The following is a 22,539-nucleotide window of genomic DNA, read 5'->3' as shown; positions in this document are numbered from 1 at the left end:
CCTCATAATCCTTTGCGCAATCCTTATTTTTTCGTTACATATTTGAATTCAACCGGGTTGGCATATGGGTGGTAAATCAAGCCCTCCACATTGGGTTTAATCAGCTGCGCTACCCCTCTGTGATAGATCGGAGCCGTAACCACATCGGTTTGGACCAGCAGCTTCTCGGCTTGAAGCAGAAGATCGGTACGTTTTTTATCATCCGTTTCATTTTTGGCGGAGGCAATCAACTCGTCATACTGCTTGCTCTCGTAGTTGCCGCGGTACGGCGAATGATTGCTCCACAGATCCAGGTAGGTCATTGCATCATCGTAATCGGCGCCCCAGGCGGTAATCCCGAATTGATAATTGCTGTTGTCCATCAGTTCATTGCGCGCTTTTACGGTTTTGGTATCGATGGCAACATCGATGCCGAGGTTCGTTTTGAATTCGCTTTGCAGGAACGTAGCGACGTCTCTGGTCTCCGAATCATCCGCTACAAGCAGCGTAAGCTTCGGCGTTTTACCCAATTCCTTCACGCCTTGCTCCCAGTAGGTTTTCGCTTGCGCGGCGTCCACCTTGAACAGATCGCCTTGAAGCTCGCGGAAGGTTTTCTCGCCATCGCCGCTCATCATCTCGGGAACCATGCCGACTGCGCCTTTAGCGCCGTTCTTCAGGACATTATCAGCCAGCGAGCTTGTATCGTAAGCAAGCTCCAGCGCTTTGCGGATATTCACATTGGACACGCCGTCCGCCTTCAGGTTGAACTGCAGATAGGTTGTCCGGAAATTAATCAATTGGGAGAACTCCGCATTATCCTTGTTGCTGTCCACATCGGTAGCGCTGAGCAGGACACGGTCCAGATCTCCGGCTTTGTATGCGTTGAGCGCCGTGCTTTGTTCTTTAATCACGCGGACATTCACACTATCCAGATGGACATTTGCCGCATCCCAATAATCTTTGTTTTTCTCAAGCGTCGCTCCGGAAGCCGGATCGAATTTCGTCAGAATGAATGGTCCTTGGTACAGCACGCTTTGCGGATCCAATCCGTAGCCTGCGCCTTTGGACTTCACGAATTCTTCATTCAGCGGGAAGAAGACCGACATTGTCGTCAAGCGAAGGAAATAAGGAGTCGGTTTTTTCAGCTGAACGACCAGGGTTTTGTCGTCTTTGGCCTGAATGCCCACTTGATCGGCGCTGCCCTTGCCGCTTGCGTATTCTTCGCCGCCGGTGATGTAATCAGTCATGATAAAAGCATAGCCGTTCTTGGAGGTTTCGGCGTTCATTTCAGCGAGCCATGCATATTTGAAGTCAGCCGCCGTAATCGGCGTGCCGTTGCTCCATTTGAGACCGTCCCGGAGCGTGAACGTGTAAGTCAGCTTGTCGTCAGAGATGCTGACTCCTTGAGCCAGCGCCTCTACCGGATTATTATCTTTATCCAGACGGTACAGGCCTTCTCCGACATTGTTCAGAATCGTCCAGGAAATATCGTCGGAAGCGGACAGCTGGTTCAAATCCTTCATTTCGTTCTCGACATACACATTCAAGGTTTGTGCCGTGGCAGGCGGCGCAGCGTTCGTATCATTCGTATCCGTTCCTGTGGACGGCGAATTCGTATTGCCTCCCGAGAAATTGCAGCCTGTCAAAACAACAGTAAGAATCAATATAAAGCTGAGCGAAGCTAACCATTTGTTCTTCTTCATTCTGTTCACCTCATGATGTTTTTTTTACAGCCGGAAGGCCGCTTTGTTCTCGCCGACTATAATGCCGTTATCATTGCGGATTTCTAAAGGGGTAAGTTTATACATGCGGCGGATCGTCTCTTTATTCGAGTATCCGATTTGCTCCAGAATTGAAGCGACGATGATCGGCCAAGGGTTCTCCGAGCCGTCAATGACCTTGAGCGCGAAAGCGATCCGCTCTTTTTTGAGACCGAAGGCATAGAAGCCCTTCGCTCCGCCTTTCGCTACAATATTGGGATCCCGCAGTAATTCGGAACAAATGAAACCGTGACTTGCGACCATATCCGGGTGGGCGTTCATATAACCCGTAATTTGAATAGCCGCCTCGCGAACCGATTCATCGGCAATCAGATCCGGACAGGCAAGCTTCAGATAGGCGCTTGCGCTGAATTTCAGAGGCAAAGCGAATACGGGAAAGCCGCATCCGTCGACAGCGATATGAATATCTTCAACCGGACATCCCGATAATTCGGACAAAACCTTCAAAATGCGCTGCTGTACGGGATGCTGGATGTCTCCGTAATTCTCGGTCGGATATCCCATCACCTTGCATAAGGCAAGTATGCCCAAATGTTTGCCGGAACAATTGTGGCAGATGCGCCTTGGAGGCAGCCCCTTCATCAGGTAATCGAGCTTCGGCTCGTCGTTCAGGGGAATCGTTGGGTGGGTAATCAATTGCGATTCCGATATGCCCGTTTTCCGGAGAATGGACTCCAGCGCGCTTATCTGGTATTTCTCGCCTCTTTGCGAGGCTGCGAAGAGCGCCGCCTCTTCCCCGGCCAACCCGAATGTCTCGACAACCTTGCCCTGCATAACGGGAATGGCCTGGAACGGTTTGGCGGAAGAACGGAGAAATGCCGGATGTTCCGCATTGCCGACCTCGTACATGACTTCACCAAATTCATTCACGCCGCAAAGAACACCCATATGAACATTTTCCAGTACGCTACCGCGGTACTGCTCGACCAAAGCGCTCAATTTCATTTTTCTCACACTTTCTTTAAGGTTGTTTGTCTAACTGTAAAGCGAGTGCGCCGGCTCCCATCACGATCGCCTGCCCCGCAAGCTCGGAAGCGATCACCTTCAGCGAGTCCCTAAACTGCTCCCAAATCACGGTCCTGCACTGTTCCTGAATCAGCTCCAGAATTTCTCCGTAATTCTCCACCAGGTCTCCGCTGATAATGACCGTGTCGGGGTTGTACAGGCAGACAATATTATTGATCGTGATCCCGATGTAAAGCGATGTGCGGTGCATAATTTCCATTGCCCACGTCTCCTGGGCCCGCGCGGCTTCAAACAGCTGCATAATATCATCGATCGGCTTGATTCTGCGGGCTTCGGCGAGCAGAGCGGATTCCTCGATGTAGGTTTGCAGACAGCCCCTTTTGCCGCATGAGCACAAGTTGCCGTTCGGATCCAGGGTTGTATGCCCCAACTCCCCGGCGCTGTTGGATCCCCCGCGGAAGATCTCTCCGTTAATAATCAGGGAAGCCCCGATTCCGGTACCGACATTAATCAGCACGGTCTTATCCAGGCCTTTGGTTGAGCCGAACAAGTACTCCCCCAGAATCTTCACCTTCAAATCGTTGTCGATCACGGTGATGAAGCCGGTTGCTTCAAAAAGCATCGCCGACAAGGGAATGTTCCTCCATCCCAATGTCGCGGACAGCAGGACAATGCCTCCGGCGTGATCGATCACCCCGGGCGTCCCGACCCCGATGCCGGCAATCTTGGAGCGCTCTATTCCCCGTTCCTCCAGACACTTCCGGACGGCCTGCGCGATAAGCGCAACCGTTGCTTCCGGCGCAGCCTCCTCGGCGGTATGAACGACCTGCTCCGTCAATACAAGCTTCTCGCTGAAGTCCATAACGCCGATCAGGATGCGCTTCTTCTGGATATCCACACCAATGGAATATCTTCCGCCAGGCTCAATGTCAAGCTTAATCGCTTTGCGCCCGACGCCGGTGGAGGTGAGTGACGTCTCTTTAACCAGACCTTCCCCGCTCAGTTCGTTCACGATGCGACCGATCGAAGTGGCGCTCATTTTTGTTGCCTTGGATATCTCTGCGCGGGAGATAGGCCGGTGTTTGCGGATGACCTCGAGTACCAATTGCTTGTTATGCAGCTTGATTACCTCTTGGTCCTGCTTCACCATTTGCTTTATATCCACTCCCAAAACAACCTCCATCCATTTAATAACACGGTGTTATTAATTAGGCCGAAAAAAAATAAATTCCCACAATAAACCGATTTTTTACCCCCCTGTTGGACAATCAAAGAGCATGTTCGCTAATAATTAATAACATCATGTTAATAATGCAATAGTAACAGCCCTATTTCCATTCGTCAATTCCTTTTCTTTATTATGTAATATTTATGTTATATATTTTTTAATCTAGCGTTAGTTTATATGACACTTTCCCTCGGGAACGTCTAACCGCATCGAACGATAATCTTATGAAAAAGCAAAAACCGGCCGCCTCACAGGCTGCCGGTTCCTCCGCCGATTACGATTGCCGCGTATGCCTGAGTCACGGGCCGGACTACGACTGAAGCGCCGCCTGCCGTTCGGCCGGCTCCACCAGCGCCTGTTTCTCCCAGGCTCTGCTTCTCCATCTGAACCACATAATGATGCCGCGGATCCATTCATCAGCCGCAATGGCGAGCCATACGCCGGGCAGGCCCATATCCAGCTTGAACACCAGCAGATAGCCAAGCGGCAGGCTCATGCAGACCATGGACAGGAAACCCATATATACGGTGAATTTGGCATCGCCCGCAGCCCGCAGCGAGTTGACGAGAACCAGGTTGAAGGACCGCCCGCTTTCCAGCACCATGCTGAAGATAATGACCTGCGAAGCCAGCAGGATAATTTGATGGTTATCGGTGAACAGTCCCACGATGGGAACGCGGAAAATAACGACGACCACATCCACCAGCAGCGTAATCGCCACACTCCATTTCAGGCTGCTTAGAACTCTGCGGTACGCATCCTCCTGGCGTCCGGCTCCGATAAGGCGGCCGACTACGATGGAGGTGCCCATCCCGATCGCGATACTGAACAGGAACACATATTGCGAAATCGACATCGCATACTGCCTGGAGGCCAAAGCGTTAGAGCCCAGGAAGGTAACATAATAGAGAAACACCATCTGGCAGCAGTGGTAGGTAATCTGCTCCACCGCCGCCGGAATGCCCACCTTGAGCATTTTGCGGATGTATTCCCTGGAGAACGTCAGATAGTATCGAAAAGCGATTCTGACCTCCATCACCCGGTACAGCATCCAGATAAACACAACGAGCGCGCAGGCCCTGCTGGCCACCGTGGATACCGCCGCGCCGGCGACACCCATCTGCGGAAAACCAAAGTGGCCGAATATGAGCGCATAATTGAATACGATATGCAGGACATTCATGCCGAGTGAGACCATCATGGATTCCTTGGTGAATCCATACGTCCGGATCACACTGGAGAACGCGTTGATGAGCGCCTGCACAAAAAGAAATCCGCCGACAATGCTCATATAGGTCTTGGCATGGACAAGCACCTGCCCGTGCAAATTCATTTCACCCAATATCATCGGGCCAAACAAAAACAGGCAAGAACTGACCGCAAGCCCCACTAACAGATTCAGCGTAATGGACAATCCCGCGATTTTGGAAGCCTCCGCCATTCTGCGCGCACCGATATATTGAGCCACCACAATGGAAGCTCCGTTGCCGATCACTTCCATGATCAGAATGCAGATAAACATATATTGGTTCACAACCCCGACCGCCGACACCGCATCGTCGGAGACGCCGCTCAGCATTAACGTATCGGCCGTACCCATCAGCATAAACAAAAACAATTCCAAAAATATCGGCCATGTCAGCTTGAACAGCTTCATACCGGATTCCATATCATCACCTGGTTCTTTCCTAAGGAGTCATTCATTTCAGCAATCGCTATCGTATCACAATTCCGGCTGAAATAGTGATGAGAATTTGTGTATATTAATGGGCTAAGTCATCAGCACAAAAAGGGAGGGAATGCGCAGCCATGATGGAGCCCGATCTTGCCGCATTGCATCCGCAGGAAACGATGGACAGGCACGCTTGCTTGCTTAACCTGCCTAAACATTCATCGAGCCGGAGATTGCTCGCTTCCTTCATCTATTCCGCGTATTCCAGATAAATTTTATTATCCACATTAACGATTCCAAAGCAGCTGCTATTGCGGAAGAGCACTGGCAGAATATCCATTGCGAGTGGAGCGAGCGGATCAGCGGACTTGACGAGGAGGATCTGAAGGATCTGGATTATGCGGTCGCCAAGATCACCAGGATCTTCGGCAAGCTGGATTAATCGATCATGTTCGCGTATCTTTTCCAGTCATGCAGGCTCATAGGAAAAAGAGGCCGCCCATGAAGCAGGTATTTTCCCGCTTTAAGGCAGCCTCTTACTATAGTTTTGCAAATGTAATCCCGCAAGCGCCTAATGGAACGGCTCAATGACCGGGAAGCCGATCTTCTCAAACCGCAGCAGCTTGCGGGCGCGTTCCGGGAGAGTCTCGTAGGTGTCCGACGGAATCTGGATCGTTCCGCTGTGCTTCCCGTTCGGCGCCGGCGCATAGATCATCGCAATATTCGGCCGCGGCCTGTCCGAGCGGTTCGGCGTACCGCGATGCCACATCCGGTCGTCGCGTATCATGATCGAGCCGGCAGGCATAAGCGCCTTGATGAAATGCATATGCTCGGCCAGCTTCTCTTTGCTGTAGGCGCTGCGGCTGTAGCGGAAATCCGGATGAAGATGCGTGCCGCCGGGCCAGATTTCCATAGGCCCGTTCGTTTCGTCCGTATCGACAAGCGGGAAATTGACGACCAGATTGGAGATCGGCAGGTTCACCCCGCAGCGGTCGCCGAAATGGGCGCTTGTGTCGGCATGCACCGGCTGGCTGTTGCGTCCGCCCGGCAGCGACGTGTTGGTCGCCAGATAATGCAGGATGCAGTCCTCTCCCAGCAGGCGGTCCAGCACTGCCGTAACGAACGGATGCGCGATGATGGAATCGTCGATGAAGGGCTGCTCGAAGGGCAAATACAGGCGGATATGGTTCGTTCCGTCATTGAAGCCGTTGTTAGGATTGTAGACTTCCTCGCCATGCTCCTCCAGATAGGGCTCCAGAATCTCCATGTAGCGGGTATACAGCTTCTCCACCTTCTCGGCGTGCAGTACCCGTTCGAAAATGACATACCCATTGACTTCAATCAGATTGACGGCAAGCTCCACCGTTTCCGGCAAAAGACGGCCGCTGTCAATCTCGGCTTGGCTGATTTTCATCGTTTCATTACCACCCTTTGAATGAAATGAGGTTTGTAAGGAGGATTCCGCCCCGCTTGATATGCTCTCCTGGCCGCTAACGAAAAGTTGGCCCTGTGTATCCTGCAACTTACAAGTCGGACAGAGGCAGCGGCTCGAAGGTCGTAGTCAGCACCTGGGTCTGCCCGGTCTGCGCCGCCCTGTAGCCCGATTCGATAATATCGATGACATGACGCGCATGCTCGGCGGAAGCCACGGAAGGCACATCCTCCTGTATCCAGTCGACAAGCTGCATAATATCCTCATAAACATGTGCTTCACGAAGACCGTTGTGCGCGTCGGATACATGCGGCAGGCGGTCGTCCTCGCGCTTCAGATCCGTATCGCCAAATTTGGAGCCGATGATTGCTCCCTTGGTTCCATAAATATTGGGGGTCCACTCCGTGACGGAGCCGGCAATCGTCGCATACACAACGGCGTGGAACGCATTGGCGAAATCAATCAGCAGGATCGTAGAGTCATCCATCTCCGTCAGGATCCGCTCCCCGCCGAACAAATGCTCCGGTATGCCGATACCCGACAGGGCGGTGACGCGCTTGGCCGGTCCGACAATCCCCGTCAGATCATGCAAGGGATAGACCGTGGCGTCATACATCGGTCCGCCGCCCGGCTTGCGGAAATACCAGCCGGGATTCACATTGCTGAGCACGTCGTCACCAGTGCGGACCTCTTCGCTCAGATGATAGGAGCCGTCTCCCATTGCGGTGCCCGTAATCGCCCAGGACAGCTGTCCAAGCGCCCCTTCCAGATAGAGCTTGCGCTTGCGTCTGGCCGCCGGATTGATCATCATCCCCGGCGAGGCCACGAGCCGCACATTCCCGGAGGCCGCCCGGCGGATCAGATCGTCCGCCTCCGCTACCGTCGTCGTCATCGTTTTATTGAAATGAACATGCTTGCCTGCCTCGATAGCCTGAACGCCCTGCTCGTAATGAAGGCCGATCGGGCTGCAGATCGTTACCAGATCCACATTCGGGTCCCGCAGCAACTCCTCATAGCTCTCATATCCTGCAGCTACCCCGAACTTGGCCGCTGCCGCAGCCGCTCTTCCCGGAACAGGATCGCATACGGCGGCAAGCCTGACTTTCTCCGCCGCATCCGGCAGGCCGAGGTGTGCCATTATTCTTGTCGCAATGGCTCCCGCACCAACAACGCCGATACCGAGTGGTCTACTCATCCTTTCGTCACATCCTTCTCGATTCTTCTCTCTTGTCACAGACATGTTCATCCGGGTGCAAATCCTATCCTTTGACAGCGGAACCGACTGTCAGCGCCCGTTCAACCTGGTCGCTGAAGAACAGGAAGACAATAACCATCGGCAGACTCGCAATCGTCATAACGGCGCCCATTCCGCCCCAGTCAGTGCTGTACTGCCCCTGGAAGAAAAGCAGCCCGAGCGGCAGCGTCTTCATCGCTTCGTCGGAAATCAAAATATACGCCAGCAAAAATTCATTCCACGCCCCCAGAAATTGAAAGATGGCGATCGTCGCGACTGCCGGCTTTACGATCGGTACGATAATACGGAAGAACGTTCTGTAAATGCTCGCCCCGTCCATACACGCCGATTCCTCCAGCTCCACCGGAATACTGCGCATGAAGCCGTAGAAGATAAGCGACGAGAACGGCAGACCGAAAGCGATATACGGCACGATCAGAGCGCCGTACGTGTTCGCCAGATGAAAATTCTTCACCAGAATAGCCAGCGGAATCATAATGACCTGCAGCGGGATGAACATCCCGATCAGCATATAGATGCGTGCGCTCTCCCGCAGCCTCCACTCCATCCTGGCCACCGCATAGGAGAACATCACCGACAGGATCAGAATGCCGGCGGTGCTCACCGTCGAGACGACCAGACTGTTCAGAAAGTAGCGGGGCACATTAAACTGCGTCCACGCATTAACATAGTTTTCCAGATGAAGATGAAGCGGTATGCCGAACGGGTTCGTAACAAAGATTTCATCGTTATTTTTAAGCGAATACGAAACCATCCAAAAGAGCGGATAGACGGAAATCAGAAAATAAATCCACAGCAGACTCTGCAGCAGCGTTTGTCCGGTCCTGATTCTGGTAAGCATGAGATTGCCGTCAGCCCCCTTCTCCCGAATTAGTGGGTTATTCGTTCTTGTTGGAATAACCGGTTGATGATGACGGTGGCAAGCAGGCTGATCGCAACCAGAAATACGGATACCGCACAGGCATAGCCATAATCGAATTCGCTGAAGGCGTAGCGGTAAATCATGTACGTCAGCGTGTAGTTGGTTGTTCCCGGCCCTCCGCTTGTCATGATAAGCATCTGGACGAACGCTCCGATCCCTCCCGTAATGGCAACGATCAGACAAAATTTGAACGTTTCCGCCATCAGCGGAATCGTGATTTTGCGGTGGGCCTGCCATTTCGTACAGCCGTCGATAATCGCAGCCTCCATATACTGCTCCGGTATCGACTTGATTCCCGCATAGAGCAGGCTGAATTGATAGCCCATGAACTGCCATGCGTTGACGAAGGCAATCGCGATTATCGAGACGGATGGCGAGGTGAGCCAGTTTTGACGGTACGAAATCCCCAGGATATCGAACAGGCGGTTGACTAACCCGTTGGTGGGATCATAAATAGCGATCCACAGCTGGCAGACCACTGTGACGGACAGCACAACCGGAATGAAGTAGCCGACCTTCAGCACCTTCCGTCCCTTGACTTTGATATCGGAGCAGACCAGGGCCAGGATGGTGCCCAGCCCGATCTGAAAGACAACCAGCACCAAGGCGAACAATCCGCCGTTCCGGAGCGAGGTGACAAGCAAAGGATCGTTGAACAGCTCGACGTAGTTGCTCAATCCGTTGAAGGTTCCCTCTCCGATCCCGTCCCAGTCGTAGAAGCTCCGGTACAGGGTTTGCGCCACCGGATAGGAGACGACCAGCGAATAGAGCAGCAGCGCCGGCAGGGCAAATGCGGCAATCGCCCATTTGTTGCCAAAATAGTTTCTCATCGTTGCTCATTCCAATCTATTGGTTAGTTCCCCCGTTATTTATTGGCGTCAGCCAGTACCCGGTTCAAGTTTTTCGTGAAATCCTGGTCGCTGAAGCCTTTGACGATCAAATTCTGTGTATTATCGTCGATAGCCGTATTGATTTTGATATTCTCGTTCAGCTTCGCGAAGTTCTTGATATTCGGCAGCGTTTCGTCGATCAGACGCTGCATCATGGCAGGGGGCTTGGCGACGATCGGTTTATCGATCTTCACAGAGACGATCGGATTGCCAAGCTGCGTATACTTGTATTCCGCGTATTTGCGGGCCAGGAACGCGGCAACCTCAATCGCGGTATCCTTATTCTTGCTCGTCGGCGCGATGGAGAATCCGCCTGGCTCGCCCGAACCGTCCATATTGAATTTGGCGGCGTCGTAGGTTGCCTCATCCTTGGCCGGCCAGTACATCCAGTCCACGTCCGCGCCGAGGTTTTTGTCAGAGCTGTAGATTTCCCATTGACCATTAACGAACATTGCCGCCTTGCCGGTGTAGAACATCGAGGATGCCTGGTCGTAGTTCGTGTTCGTAGCGTTCGCGTCGAACAGTCCGGCTTCCTTCAGCTCGTTGAACTGCTGGGCCGCAAGCTTGAAGGAATCCGGCAGCTCTGTCCCGGTGAGTGCGGCGTAGCCTTGAGGCTCTTCCCTTGTCAGAAGACCCTTGTAGAACGAATTGCCGATCCATTTCTCTTTGGAAAAAATGGCCATTGGCACGATGCCCTTCGCTTTGAATTTTTGAATGGCGTCCTTCCACTGATCGTACGTCTTGATTGGCGCTTCCACGCCCGCTTCGGCGAAGAGCTTCTTGTTGTAGTACAGAAGCTGGAACTCAATGCCGGCGAACGGATAGGAGTAGACATGTCCGTCCGGGGCGATCATGATCGGCTCATTGCCCGGATTCAGGTCGCTCTTGAACTGCGCCGTCGGTGCAGCGTTGTCGAGCATCTCGATATTTTTTGACTCTGCGAACGCTTTCATTGTCTTGAAGTCGGCTTGGAAAATATCCGGCATATTGCCCGAGGCCGCGTAGGTCCGCAGCTTTTGTCCATCATCCTGCATGGCCGGGTCGAGTACCAGCTCGACATTCGGCATCTCTTTCTTTAGTTCCGCTACCGCGTAATCGTACGGCTTCTTGGTGTCGTCATCGAAGTACGCAGCATAAATTCTCAACTTGACCGGTTCATCCGCCGCAGGAGCAGCCGGGTCGGCCGGTGCCGCCGCATTGTCCGGTGGGGGCGTATTCGTGTTCTCCGCCGCCTTCTCGCCGCCGCTGCCGCAGGCGGATAGAGAGAAAGCGAGCAGCAGCATGGCTGCTATTGCTAATGCTTTGAAACGTTTGTTTCTCATATCGTTTCCCCTTCTTCCGTTTAAATTGTAAAAGCCTGGAGTACTCCAATCATGCAAGCGGTTTCAACGGCTTTTTCCCATTATAGAATCCGGACTTCAGGGAGAACACGGAATAATCGGGCCGAATCTGTACAAAACGGGCCAAATCTCGCGCTGCAATCCAGTAGTCACCGCCGTTTCCTGTTCTCGTACTCGGAAGGCGTCACACCGAAATGCTTCTTGAACCATTTGCTGAAATAGCCGGCTTCGCTGTATCCGACCTGCTCGGCAATGACGGTGAGCTTCAGCTCTCCAACGCCGATCAGCTCCTTTGCCTTCTGCATGCGGACATAGGTCAGGTAGTCGGACACCGACATGCCCCCTTCCCGTTTGAATACTTTCCGCAAATAGCTGGAATCGATATACAGCGCTCCGGCGATTGCGTCAATGGACAGCTCGGAGTCGGCAAACCGCTCATGAATGAGCCGTTTCGCCGCCTCGTAAAGCGTATGCGACTTTGAAGACCGATGGCCGAAGCTCGACTCCATGACACAGCGGTACAGCTCCGTCATCCACTCCCGGCACTGCCCGATCGTTGCCATCCGCCGCAGCTCCCGATAAGGCGCGAAGCCTGGCCCAAGCAACTCATCGATTTCCTGACCGGATTCGATGGCGAACGAGAGGATCAGCGACACCAGCCCCATCAGGCCGGTAAGCGCGTTATCCACCGTCACCCGGGCTCTGCCCAAATCGGCGAACGCCTGGTCAAGACCCTCCTCAACCCCCGCCCGGTCCTTCATCCGCAGATGATAGATCAGCTTCTCCTGCAGCTCCACGGAGAAGAATTCGAACCGTCCGGGATCACCGCCCAGCCGCTCATGCCAGATGACCCCGCCCTGGCCTGCTGTCAGCTTGCTGCGAATAGCAAGAAGAGCATCGCGGTAAGACTGACGCAGCTCCATGTAATCGTCGGTTAACCGGCCCAGACCAACCGTAACCGTAAATTTGAAATGCCGCTCGACCATCTGCCCTAGCCTCTCGAAGGGCTGTCCGTCGAAGGCTCTGCCTTCCGCGTCGTCGTCAAAGACGATGATCGAGACGCTGCGGCCCTCGGCATCGTGGAACAGATAATGCTCGCCGCAAGCCGCAACCAGCTCTCGGAGCATATTGTCCACCGTATGCCTCCACAAGGACTGGTCCTCCGGATTGTCCGGCCCGTGTGGACCCGCCACCGTCATGCCGGCCTGAGGTGCGCGCCACCGGTCAATCTCGGTCACGGCTACAAGGCAGCGCCCCGGAGGCAGAGATACCCGCAATCGCGTCATTGCGGTCTCGATTTCCTCCCGCTTCATGTCGCTGTCCCGGCTGATCAGCTTGAGCAGGAAGCTCTCGCGCAGCAGGGCGGACTGGTCCTGCGAGCTGACCTTCTCCTCGCGCGCCGCCTCCATGAAGCTCTTCACCTTGCCCAGCGTTACCACGAACTCCTCCTCGTCGAAGGGCTTGAGCAGATAGTCCCTGACTCCAATCCGGATCGCTTGGCGGGCATATTCGAATTCATTGTGTCCGGTCACCAGCACAATGGATATATCCGGATAACGCAGCTTGAGCTGTTCGGACAGAGCCAGCCCATCCATGAAGGGCATATTAATATCGACCAGCGCAATATCGGGCCTGTGCTCCGCCGCCAGCTCCAGCGCCTCAATGCCGTGTCTGGCCTCGCAGACGACGGTCATGCCAAGTGCCGTCCAATTGAATTTCTTCTGCAAATATTCCCGAAACAGCGGCTCATCATCGACAATTATGACCTTATACAATCCAATCCCTCCGGTTTCTCTCCAAGGGTATCCGGATTCTGACCTCGGTGCCCAGATGCTCCCGGCTCTCGATGGATACCCCATATTCCTCGCCAAAATAAAGACGGATCCGCTCATGCACGCTGAATATGCCGAACGAGACCGGCTTGTCCTCTCCGGTGGAGCGGTTCCAGATTTCGCCCAGCCTGCTCTCCGGCATGCCGATGCCATTATCGCTGACGACGATTACCGCCGATTGCCCGTCGCGGAATCCTCCGATCCGCAGATGCCCCGGACTTCCCTTCAGCTTGAGACCGTGATAGATCGCATTCTCCACTAGAGGCTGAATCGACAGCTTCGGAATCATCGTCCCCAGCATATCCGGAGGCAGGTCGATATCAAAGTCGAACACGTCGGGATAACGGGCATGCTGAATGGACAGATAATCTCTGGCGTTCCTGATCTCCTCGCCGACCGTGATCATCTCGCTGCCTTTGCTGAGCGCGACGCGGTAGAAGTCTGCCAGCGATTTGGTCGTGTCGCGCGCCTCGCGGCTGCGCCCCAGGTCATTAAGCAGATAGATCAGATCCAGCGTATTATACAGAAAATGAGGCTTGATCTGGGCGTGGATAAGCGCCAGCTCATATTCCTTCTTTCTCCGCTGCTCCTCCTCCACCCGTTGGAGCAGTTCCTTCATACGGGCGATCATGGAGTTGAAGACCGACGCCAGCAGGCCGATCTCATCCGCCGTATCGATCCGTGCCGAGACGTTCAGTTCGGCTTCCCTTACCCGGCGCATCGCCTTCGCCAGCTTCTGCAGCGGCTGGACAATCACCCGCGAGAGAATGCCCGCTCCCAGCAGGGCGAAGACCAGACATACCGCGCCGATAAGAACCGTCATCCGGCTATTTTTGCGGATGTCCGCCGTAATCGCCTTCTGCGGCACAATATTGATGAGCTTCCAGCCCATTTTTCCGTAATCCGTAGTCGTCACGAGATTCTTCCCTGTCTGTGTGCGGAGCGTCTCCGAGAACGAATCCCTGGACAGAACAAGCTTGCGCAGGCGTTCATCCTGCATCGGCTTCAACAGCTCCGACTTGTCGGACGAGGAGATGACCGTACCTTGAGTGTCAATAATCATATAGCGCTCGTTCGCGCTCTCGCCCATATCGGCATATACGTTGGATATGGCGCTTTCCTTGATATTCACGATCAGAATGCCGATCGAACGGCCGTATTTCAGATCGATAATCTGCTTGCCGATCGAGAGCACCGGGACGTTCGGGTCGGTAACCAGATAATCCCGGAGCTGCATGGGAAACCAGTTGTTGGTGCCATAGCCCGGCAGATCGTCAATCTTGTCGAGCAGGCCGCTCGTGAATACCTCCTTGTCCTTCTCCCTGGACGGGAAATATGAGGTGTAAAGCCGGCCATGCGTATCGATGAAGGCGGCCGAATCGATATCCGGAAAATTGAGCAGATCAACGCCGAACTGCGACTGGATTTGAATGCGCAGCTGATTTTCCTCGAATGGAGTTGCGGCGGCGGAGTAGTTCTCATAGATATGATTGAAATCCTCCATCATAATGTTGGCGCTGCTCTCCGAATTGTGGATCATCGAATCGATGCGGATCAGAATCAGTGCGGATTCATCCCGTACATTCTGCTTCGTCTTGTCGATCAGGGAGCCGGTAAACAAATGGCTGGTGAAGTACCCCAGCGCAAACAGCGGAACAATGATCAGCGGTATATAGACCGCGATAATTTTGTTGCGGATCAGCAACCCGCGAAACGGCATCGCCAGCAGCGACCATAACCTCATCATTGTTCTGCCTCCTAGCAATATTTCGGGGATGATGGATCATACACAAAAATGATAGCGCTTGCAGTTCTGGAATGCAATCACCCAATATTTCCATGGAAGATCCGCTAGTACTTCGGGTCTCCTCCCGTGATTTCCTTCTTTAACCACGTTAAATTCGAGTAAAGAGCCGTACACCCGCGGCCCTTTCACCCGATCATACAAGCAGCATTGGCTTGATATGTTAGTTAAGGGCATTAGAGAACCGGCTTTGCCATTGTATGGCGGCAAGTTCGTTTATTTCCATTTAAAATTCAGAAAAGCAGAAGCCACATATTATGATTTCTGATATTCAAGAAGAAACGGCCGGGCTGTCACCGTCCTTTTGACGGCACAGCAGGTTTCTTCACACAGAAAAAGCGAAGATGGAGGGATTTTATACAATCTTGTGCTTTGAAAAAAGGCGCGTCTCCGAAGAGACACGCCTTTGTTTATAGTAAGAGCAGGAGGCCCTGCTGGATAAAATTAAATTTCTATGAAGCAGGCAGGTTCATTCTCACCCGTGAATCCTCCCATTTCAAGACTGGCACAGTGACGCTTGGGAAGCTTAAATGGGATAGCCGCTCCTTACGCCTTGACGGCGTACTTCTTGCGGGCCAATTCGGTCGCCTCAACCATATTGCGCAAAGCAGCGACCGTCTCTTCGTATTTGCGCGTCTTGAGGCCGCAGTCCGGGTTGATCCAGAATTGGGCTGGGTCCAGCACCCGCAGGGCGCGGTCGATCATCGAGCCAATCTCCCCGACCGACGGCATGCGCGGACTGTGAATATCGTAAACGCCAAGCCCGATGCCTTTGTCATACGTATATGCCTCAAAGCTCCCAATCAATTCACCATGACTGCGTGACGTCTCAATCGAGATGACGTCGGCGTCGAGCGCGCTGATCGAGTCGATAATATCATGAAATTCACTGTAGCACATATGCGTGTGAATTTGCGTCTCGTCCTTCACTGTTGAGGTGGACAGACGGAATGCCCGCACGGCCCAATCCAGATAATCGGCCCACTGCTTGCGCTTGAGCGGAAGCCCTTCGCGCAGCGCAGGTTCATCCACCTGGATCATGCCGATGCCCGCCGCTTCGAGCGCCTCCACCTCGCCTCGGAGGGCCAGCGCAATTTGATAAGCCACCTCTTCGCGCGATTTGTCGTCACGGACAAAGGACCAGTTCAGAATCGTGATCGGACCCGTCAGCATGCCTTTGACCGGAACCTCCGTCAGCGACTGGGCGTAGACCGTTTCTTCGACCGTCATCGGCGTTACCAGTTCCACATCTCCATAGATGATGGGAGGCTTTACGCAGCGGGAGCCGTAGGACTGCACCCAGCCGAACCCAGTGAAAACGAAGCCGGCCAGCTTCTCGCCGAAGAACTCCACCATATCGGTCCGCTCGAATTCTCCGTGGACGAACACATCCAGTCCCAGCTCCGCCTGAATGTCGATCCACGTCTTGATCTGTTCTTTGACGAACGCCTCGTATTGTGCGCCGCTCCATTCCCCTTTGCGCCATTTTTGCCTGGCGCTGCGAACCTCGGGCGTCTGCGGGAAGCTTCCGATCGTCGTCGTCGGCAGAAGCGGCAGATTCCATCTCTGCTTCTGCACCTCGCTCCGGACTTCAAAGCTGCTTGGCCTTGCCGACGGCTGCGATGCCAGTGCGGCGATGCGTTCATGCACCTGCTTGCGGGCGCGGGACGGCGACTGCTGCAGCGCCTTGCGGCTGCGGTCCGCTTCCGCCAGCTCGGCAGCAATCGCTTCAACTCCCTCATTGCCCGCCTTGGTCAGCAGCACAATCTCTTCCAGCTTCTCATCGGCAAAGGCAAGCGCTTCGCGCAGCGTCGGCTCAAGCCCGCTCTCCTGCGCAGCGCTAACAGGAACATGCAGCAGACTGCTCGAAGGCTGCACAAGAATACGGTCGGTTGACACGGCTTCGCCAAGCGCCTTCAACGTCGCCAGCTTGGCCTGCAGATCGGCTCTCCAGATTCCTCTGCCGTCGATCAGGCCCGCGCCGAGCACCTTGTCCGCAGGGAAGCCATGCTCGCGGACAGCTTGCAGATTACGCCCGCCATCATGCACAAAATCCAGACCGACGCCGTGAACAGGTAGTGAAACGACGGTCTTGTAGTCGTCGACGGACTCGAAGTACGTCTGCAACAGCAGCTTGATGCCTGGCACCTCTTGTGTGAGCCTTTCATATATGCGGGCGATATGGTTCAGATCCCCCGGCTCAAGCGTTGTGGACAAAATCGGCTCATCGACCTGAACCCACTGCACGCCTTCCGCTTCCAGCTCGCGCAGCACCTGCGCGTACAGCGGCAGCAGGCGGTCGATCCAGCCGTCAAGCTCATTCCGGGCATAGCCCTTGGACAGCTTCAGAAAGGTGAACAGGCCGACGAGGACCGGTCTTCCTTCGATGCCAAGCTCCGACTTCGCCTCGCGGTAAGCATCCAGGAGGCGGTTGCGGGTCAGAACAGGTTTGATATCCGTGAGCTCCGGTACAATATAGTGATAGTTCGTATTGAACCACTTTGTCATCTCACAGGCTGTAGCCTCGCGATTGCCGCGTGCCATGGCGTAATAGGTGGACAGGCTCAGCTCTCCCCCCTCATAGCCGAACCGCGCGGGAACGAGGCCGAACATGGCCGCCGTATCCAGCACATGATCGTAATACGTGAAGTCCCCGACAGGAATAACTTCGATTCCCCGGTCCTGCTGGGCTTTCAGATTGCTTAGACGGATCGCTTTCAGCTCCGCATGGAAAGCCTCCTCCTCCAGCTTGCCGGACCAATAGGCCTCCAGCGCTTTCTTCCATTCCCTACCCCGCCCGATGCGGGGATAACCCAGATTGCCGCTTTTCATAAGATTTGTTCTCTCCTCTCGATACGAGAAAGATAACATACCTTTCCAGCTATAGCGTAACTCCCTTTAACTATAGCTGGCTATAGCCTGAAGCTATATCAAACAATTTTACTCGGATATGGTCTGATGCAGCGCTTCGATATAAGCGGAGGCGAGCTTCGAGAGCGCGGCATTCTGGTGGCTGATCCATCCGACATGGAGCGTCTCGTCGCTTGCCAGCGGAACAGGAATAATCTCGTTGCCATTCAGGTCTGCGCTCAGCACCCCTGTGGAAATCGTATAGCCGTTCAAGCCGATCAAAAGATTGAAGAGAGTCGCGCGGTCATTTACACGAATGCTTTTTCGATGCGACAGCGTACTTAGAATTTCCTCGGAAAAATGAAACGAATTATACTCCCCCTGCTCAAAATACAGGTACGGATAGTCCTGAAGCTGGTCGAGCGTAACCATGGAGTGCTTGGCCAAGGGGTTGTTAACGCTGATGAAAATATGCGCTTTGGCCGTAAACAGGCTGGTGAACTTCAGATTTGCGTCCTTGAGCAGCCTGCTGATAACCTTGGCATTGAATTCATTAATATACAAAATGCCGATCTCGCTGCGCTGGCTTTTGACATCCTGGATGATTTCATGCGTCTTGGTCTCTCTCAGCGCCAATTCATATTCATCCTGTCCATACTCGGAAACCAGCTTCACAAAAGCGTTCACCGCAAAGGCGTAATGCTGGGTGGACACCGAAAAATGCTGCGGCGAGGGCTTGGCATTGAGATACCGGTTCTCCAGAAGCTCGGCCTGCTCGATGACCTGGCGGGCGTAGCCGAGAAACTCCGCCCCCTCCTTGGACAGCGAGATGCCCTTGTTGGTGCGCTCGAAAATCGTAACATGAATTTCCTCCTCCAGCTCCTTGATGGCGTTGGAGAGGCTGGGCTGGGATATAAACAGCCGCTTGGCGGCCTCATTCATGGAACCGCGGTTGGCAACCTCAATTACATACCTCAGCTGCTGCAGCGTCACCGGTCATCATCCTCTCATTCTTTACTAAGCATCTCTATTTTACCGCGGTTTCTGTTGTCTTAAACCTTTCCCATCTTCAAGGGAAGAAGCCGGCGCAGAAAAGAAAAAGAAGCCTATTCCGGAGGGAATGGCTCCATTTGGCCGCGAATGCCTTTGCTTCTTAGAGCCCCAGCTCCTGCTCGCTCCATGCCCACAGACGCTTGGCCGCTTCCGGATCGGTCGCTTTGGCTGTCAGCCGGACCGGCTTTTTGCGGTAATAATACTCCCCGCTAACTGGCACAACCTCATCGCTGGTCGCCAAATATACCGCCGTCTCCGCCCCCTTCTCCGGTGTGAGGAAGAATGGCTTCATCATGGCCAGTATGCGCCTGCCAAAGCCGGTATTGCGGTTGACGCCAATCTGGGTTGCAACTGCGCCGGGATGCAGACAGTTCGCCGTTACCCTCGTCTCCTTCAGCCGCCGCGCCAGCTCCTTCGTGAACAAAATGTTGGCCAGCTTGGACTGCGCATAGCTTCTCCAGAAAACATAGCCCTTCGTGAAATGCGGATCGCTCCAATGGATCCGGCCTGCTTTGTACGCATTGGAGGAGACCACCACGACTCTCCCTTGCGGGGCGCGGGCAAGCGCATCCAGCAGCAGATGCGCCAGCAGAAAATGTCCCAAATGGTTGACGCCGATTCCCAGCTCAAACCCGTCCGCAGTAGTCTCCCGCCTGATCGGAAACACCCCTGCATTATGGATCAGTCCATCCAGCTGCTCAAATCTGGCCAGAAAAGCCCGCGCAAATTCGCGGATGCCTGCAGCCGAGCCCAGATCGCAGAGCATAAGCTCAATATCCTGCGAGGCGCTCTGGCGGACCGCATCCTGGAGCGCCGCCTCTCCCCGCTTCCGGCTGCGGCATGCCATAATGACGCGAATGCCCTCGCGTGCCAAGGCGACAACGGTCGCCAGCCCCATACCGGAGTTGGCCCCTGTAACAATCATAACCTTCTGCTTTGTCTGCATATGATTGATCCCCTTCGTTCCCGTATCAATCTCTTGCAGCTACTATACCATTAATCCCATGGTCCGAGTATCAGAAAAGTCAAATGTCGGATACCCGCGATTTTGCACCCAATTGCAGTCTTTATAGGGCTTTTCCTTTTCCTGACGCACTTTTTGTTGCATAATGATAAAAAAAAGAAAAATATAACGCTTTCATAGCTTACAAAGGATGTAATCCTACTACATTTTATAAGACCGGGGGAGTCCATTTGATAAGGTTACCGATCCGCAAGCTGTCCGGATTTGCCCCGGGCCGGATGAACTGGAATTACTTCAAGTCCAAGCTATTGCTGAATTATGCCTTGTCCTACATCCTTATTTTCTTGATTCCGCTCACCGGAGTAACGATCTTTGTATACAAGAATGCCGTCGACAACCTGCGTTCGGAAATCGAGCAGTCCAATGTGAACCAGCTGAATCAGGTTCGGATGAACATTGACGCGCGGATGGCCGAGCTGCAGGAGACCGCAAGCCGGATATCCTTTGACGTGCATCTCACACCTTACATGGTGCGCCATCCCTACTACAGCAAGGAAGCGATCGACACGCTGGCCAATTACAAAGCCAACAGCCAAATTCTCGACAATCTGTTCCTCTACTATCACGACGATTCGGTGATTTACTCCTCGGAGGGGATGACGGATGTCGGCACCATCTTCAGGCAAAAATACAAGTTTGCGGATTGGCCTGCCAGTCAGGTGCTGCAGGATCTCAATAATGCGGAGCATCCGCTCATGCGTCCCGCCGGGCAGGTAATTGTCAATTCCAGACAGGAGTCCATGCTGGCGCTCCTGGTGCCGATCAAACCGAATGACCCCTATCCGTACGGCACCGTCGTTTATTTGATGGAAGAAGAGAAGCTGACCGGCGTGATGGACTCCATCCTCAATAAATTTTCCGGCAACAGCTACATTTTCGATGATCAGGGCCGGGTGTTGACGAAGAACCGGCGCGGCGAAGCCATTCCGGGCAGCGAGTTGAGCGTTCTTTCCTCTCTTGATGCAGGTATCCACAGCCTCATGCTGGACGGCAAGCAGCAGTCGGTCGTCGCCGTGCAGTCGGAAGAGAACGGCTGGACCTATGTGACGACGATGCCTAGCAGCCAGTTTTTCAGCCGCATCTTTCATATCCAGACGCTCATTCTGCTGGTGTTCTTCATCGTGGCGCTTACTGGAATTACGGCGGCTGTCATGCTGGCAAAGCGCCAGTATCATCCGGTCAAGGACCTGATGGAGTTTACACGGCTTAAGACAGGCTCCAGGACGTCCGATTCCGCCAAATCGACCAGCGAATGGGACTGGATCAGGCAAACCATCCATGATTACAGCGCCCGCATCCAATTTCAGGAGCCTTATGCGCGCACCCAGTTTCTGATGATGCTGCTCAAGCACGGGAGTCCGAATGACCGCGACCTGGAGCAGCTGATCAAGGGTGTTGGCCTGGAGCTTCCCGGAACGCAGGGCGAGTATTGGGTCATGCTGCTGAAATGGGATGCGTTCTCCGGCACTTCCACTGCGGGCCCGGACCGCAGAGACATCCACCAGCTGCTGCACGACCTGGATATGCCGCAGCTGAAAGCCCGTGCTTACGGCATCGATTTTTCACCGGCCGATCAATTTGCAGTCATGATCAGTCTTGCACCCGATGCCGCCCGCCGTTCACAGGATCGCATAGAAGAAATTGTGGACCACATCCGCGGCAGTATCCTTCGGCAGTCATCTCTTCAGCCATCCATTGGAGTGGGGTCGCCGTACGGCAATCTCGGGGAGCTCAACCAATCCTTCATCGAGGCAGCAACGGCACTGGAGTTCCGCATGCTGGGGGAGCTTGGAAGCGTTACTTATTTTGAGAAGCTTAGCGCCCCGGAGTCCGAGACCTTCTGGATATCCAAAAAATCTTTGCTGAAGCTCGAGCAAAGCCTCAAACAGGGCAATGAAACGGTGGCATTTCAGATGATTCAATCGATCATCGCGGATATGCGGACTCAGACGCTATCGGCCGCCCTGATGCGCTGCATATGCTTCGATGTGCTGAACGCGCTGCTCAAGAACGCCTCTGAGCTGGGCATGAACGGCATTATCCACGATATTCCGAACCTGACCGTTTTTGAAACGCTGGAGGAGCTGGAACGCAAGCTGGAAGCATTGGCTGCGCAAATTTGCGGACAGGTTGAGCGTCAAGCCGAAATCCAGCAGCATTCCCTGCTGGACGACATCGTCTCCTATGTCGACCGGCAGTATGCCGACTACACGCTCAGTCTGGAGCATTTGGCGTTGAAATTCTCCATCTCGGCTTCTTACTTAAGCCGCAGCTTCAAGGACAAGACGGGCTCCACCTTCTCCCAGTACATCTGGCGGCTCCGCATGGAAGAGGTGATGCGTCTATTGGTCAGCAGCGATGCTCCCCTGAAGGATGTCATTGAGCAGGTCGGGTATCTGGATACGCCCAATTTCATCCGCAAGTTCAAGAAGGAAACCGGATATACACCCGGCCAATACAGGAAGCTGAAAACAGGTGAAGGCGGCTGAAGCCTGCCGGTTACCGGTAAGC

The 22,539-nt window shown here is 54.0% G+C and carries 15 protein-coding genes; 1 reads left to right on the top strand and 14 read right to left on the bottom strand.

What is annotated here, in order from left to right:
• Window positions 1-23 precede the first annotated feature (23 nt).
• The 14 genes from AC0YOB_RS16405 to AC0YOB_RS16340 form a co-directional block, all read right to left on the bottom strand.
• Entirely contained in the window at window positions 24-1,682 is a 1,659-nt protein-coding gene (locus tag AC0YOB_RS16405) for a peptide ABC transporter substrate-binding protein (protein ID WP_475793691.1), read from the bottom strand.
• Window positions 1,683-1,706: 24 nt separating this feature from the next.
• The gene (locus AC0YOB_RS16400; protein WP_475793690.1) at window positions 1,707-2,705 is read right to left on the bottom strand and encodes an asparaginase; all 999 of its coding nucleotides are present in this window, start codon (window positions 2,703-2,705) and stop codon (window positions 1,707-1,709) included.
• A gap of 16 nt (window positions 2,706-2,721) precedes the next feature.
• Window positions 2,722-3,891, bottom strand: a complete 1,170-nt coding sequence (locus tag AC0YOB_RS16395) for an ROK family protein (RefSeq protein WP_475793689.1) — start codon at window positions 3,889-3,891, stop codon at window positions 2,722-2,724.
• A gap of 373 nt (window positions 3,892-4,264) precedes the next feature.
• Window positions 4,265-5,623 (bottom strand): MATE family efflux transporter, encoded by a 1,359-nt coding sequence (locus AC0YOB_RS16390; protein ID WP_475793688.1) that lies wholly within the window; start codon window positions 5,621-5,623, stop codon window positions 4,265-4,267.
• A 574-nt stretch (window positions 5,624-6,197) separates the two neighbouring features.
• On the bottom strand, window positions 6,198-7,040 hold the full coding sequence (locus AC0YOB_RS16385) for a phytanoyl-CoA dioxygenase family protein (RefSeq protein WP_475793687.1): 843 nt from the start codon (window positions 7,038-7,040) through the stop codon (window positions 6,198-6,200).
• A gap of 109 nt (window positions 7,041-7,149) precedes the next feature.
• The gene (locus tag AC0YOB_RS16380) at window positions 7,150-8,253 is read right to left on the bottom strand and encodes a Gfo/Idh/MocA family protein (protein WP_475793686.1); all 1,104 of its coding nucleotides are present in this window, start codon (window positions 8,251-8,253) and stop codon (window positions 7,150-7,152) included.
• A 64-nt stretch (window positions 8,254-8,317) separates the two neighbouring features.
• A complete protein-coding gene (locus tag AC0YOB_RS16375; protein WP_210044963.1) occupies window positions 8,318-9,154 on the bottom strand; it encodes a carbohydrate ABC transporter permease in 837 nt (278 codons plus the stop codon).
• A gap of 29 nt (window positions 9,155-9,183) precedes the next feature.
• The gene (locus tag AC0YOB_RS16370) at window positions 9,184-10,065 is read right to left on the bottom strand and encodes a carbohydrate ABC transporter permease (protein WP_210044964.1); all 882 of its coding nucleotides are present in this window, start codon (window positions 10,063-10,065) and stop codon (window positions 9,184-9,186) included.
• 35 nt (window positions 10,066-10,100) lie between these two features.
• Window positions 10,101-11,447, bottom strand: coding sequence for an ABC transporter substrate-binding protein (locus AC0YOB_RS16365; RefSeq protein WP_475771211.1), 1,347 nt, complete (start codon window positions 11,445-11,447; stop codon window positions 10,101-10,103).
• Between the two features lie 167 nt (window positions 11,448-11,614).
• Complete coding sequence (locus AC0YOB_RS16360) at window positions 11,615-13,240, bottom strand: response regulator (protein ID WP_475793685.1); 1,626 nt, start codon at window positions 13,238-13,240, stop codon at window positions 11,615-11,617.
• A complete protein-coding gene (locus AC0YOB_RS16355) occupies window positions 13,233-15,044 on the bottom strand; it encodes a sensor histidine kinase (RefSeq protein WP_475793684.1) in 1,812 nt (603 codons plus the stop codon). Before AC0YOB_RS16355 ends, AC0YOB_RS16360 begins: the two co-directional genes overlap by 8 nt.
• 603 nt (window positions 15,045-15,647) lie before the next feature.
• Window positions 15,648-17,933, bottom strand: coding sequence for a 5-methyltetrahydropteroyltriglutamate--homocysteine S-methyltransferase (gene metE, locus AC0YOB_RS16350; RefSeq protein ID WP_475793683.1), 2,286 nt, complete (start codon window positions 17,931-17,933; stop codon window positions 15,648-15,650).
• Between the two features lie 108 nt (window positions 17,934-18,041).
• On the bottom strand, window positions 18,042-18,944 hold the full coding sequence (locus AC0YOB_RS16345) for a LysR family transcriptional regulator (protein ID WP_475793682.1): 903 nt from the start codon (window positions 18,942-18,944) through the stop codon (window positions 18,042-18,044).
• Window positions 18,945-19,104: 160 nt separating this feature from the next.
• A complete protein-coding gene (locus AC0YOB_RS16340) occupies window positions 19,105-19,950 on the bottom strand; it encodes an SDR family oxidoreductase (RefSeq protein WP_475793681.1) in 846 nt (281 codons plus the stop codon).
• A gap of 248 nt (window positions 19,951-20,198) precedes the next feature.
• Between AC0YOB_RS16340 and AC0YOB_RS16335 the strand changes: the two genes are divergently transcribed.
• Window positions 20,199-22,517, top strand: a complete 2,319-nt coding sequence (locus AC0YOB_RS16335; protein WP_475793680.1) for a helix-turn-helix domain-containing protein — start codon at window positions 20,199-20,201, stop codon at window positions 22,515-22,517.
• Window positions 22,518-22,539 lie beyond the last annotated feature (22 nt).

The organism is Paenibacillus sp. JT31N17, assembly GCF_056269255.1.
This window is presented reverse-complemented; position numbering and strand designations above follow the sequence as displayed.

Bases quoted from the DNA above. Each gene is read 5' to 3' on its own strand.
- AC0YOB_RS16375 (WP_210044963.1), bottom strand. From the start codon at position 9,154: ATGCTTACCAGAATCAGGACCGGACAAACGCTGCTGCAGAGTCTGCTG.
- metE (WP_475793683.1), bottom strand. From the start codon at position 17,933: ATGAAAAGCGGCAATCTGGGTTATCCCCGCATCGGGCGGGGTAGGGAA.
- AC0YOB_RS16370 (WP_210044964.1), bottom strand. From the start codon at position 10,065: ATGAGAAACTATTTTGGCAACAAATGGGCGATTGCCGCATTTGCCCTG.
- AC0YOB_RS16400 (WP_475793690.1), bottom strand. From the start codon at position 2,705: ATGAAATTGAGCGCTTTGGTCGAGCAGTACCGCGGTAGCGTACTGGAA.
- AC0YOB_RS16355 (WP_475793684.1), bottom strand. From the start codon at position 15,044: ATGATGAGGTTATGGTCGCTGCTGGCGATGCCGTTTCGCGGGTTGCTG.
- AC0YOB_RS16380 (WP_475793686.1), bottom strand. From the start codon at position 8,253: ATGAGTAGACCACTCGGTATCGGCGTTGTTGGTGCGGGAGCCATTGCG.
- AC0YOB_RS16385 (WP_475793687.1), bottom strand. From the start codon at position 7,040: ATGAAAATCAGCCAAGCCGAGATTGACAGCGGCCGTCTTTTGCCGGAA.
- AC0YOB_RS16405 (WP_475793691.1), bottom strand. From the start codon at position 1,682: ATGAAGAAGAACAAATGGTTAGCTTCGCTCAGCTTTATATTGATTCTT.
- AC0YOB_RS16365 (WP_475771211.1), bottom strand. From the start codon at position 11,447: ATGAGAAACAAACGTTTCAAAGCATTAGCAATAGCAGCCATGCTGCTG.
- AC0YOB_RS16390 (WP_475793688.1), bottom strand. From the start codon at position 5,623: ATGGAATCCGGTATGAAGCTGTTCAAGCTGACATGGCCGATATTTTTG.
- AC0YOB_RS16340 (WP_475793681.1), bottom strand. From the start codon at position 19,950: ATGCAGACAAAGCAGAAGGTTATGATTGTTACAGGGGCCAACTCCGGT.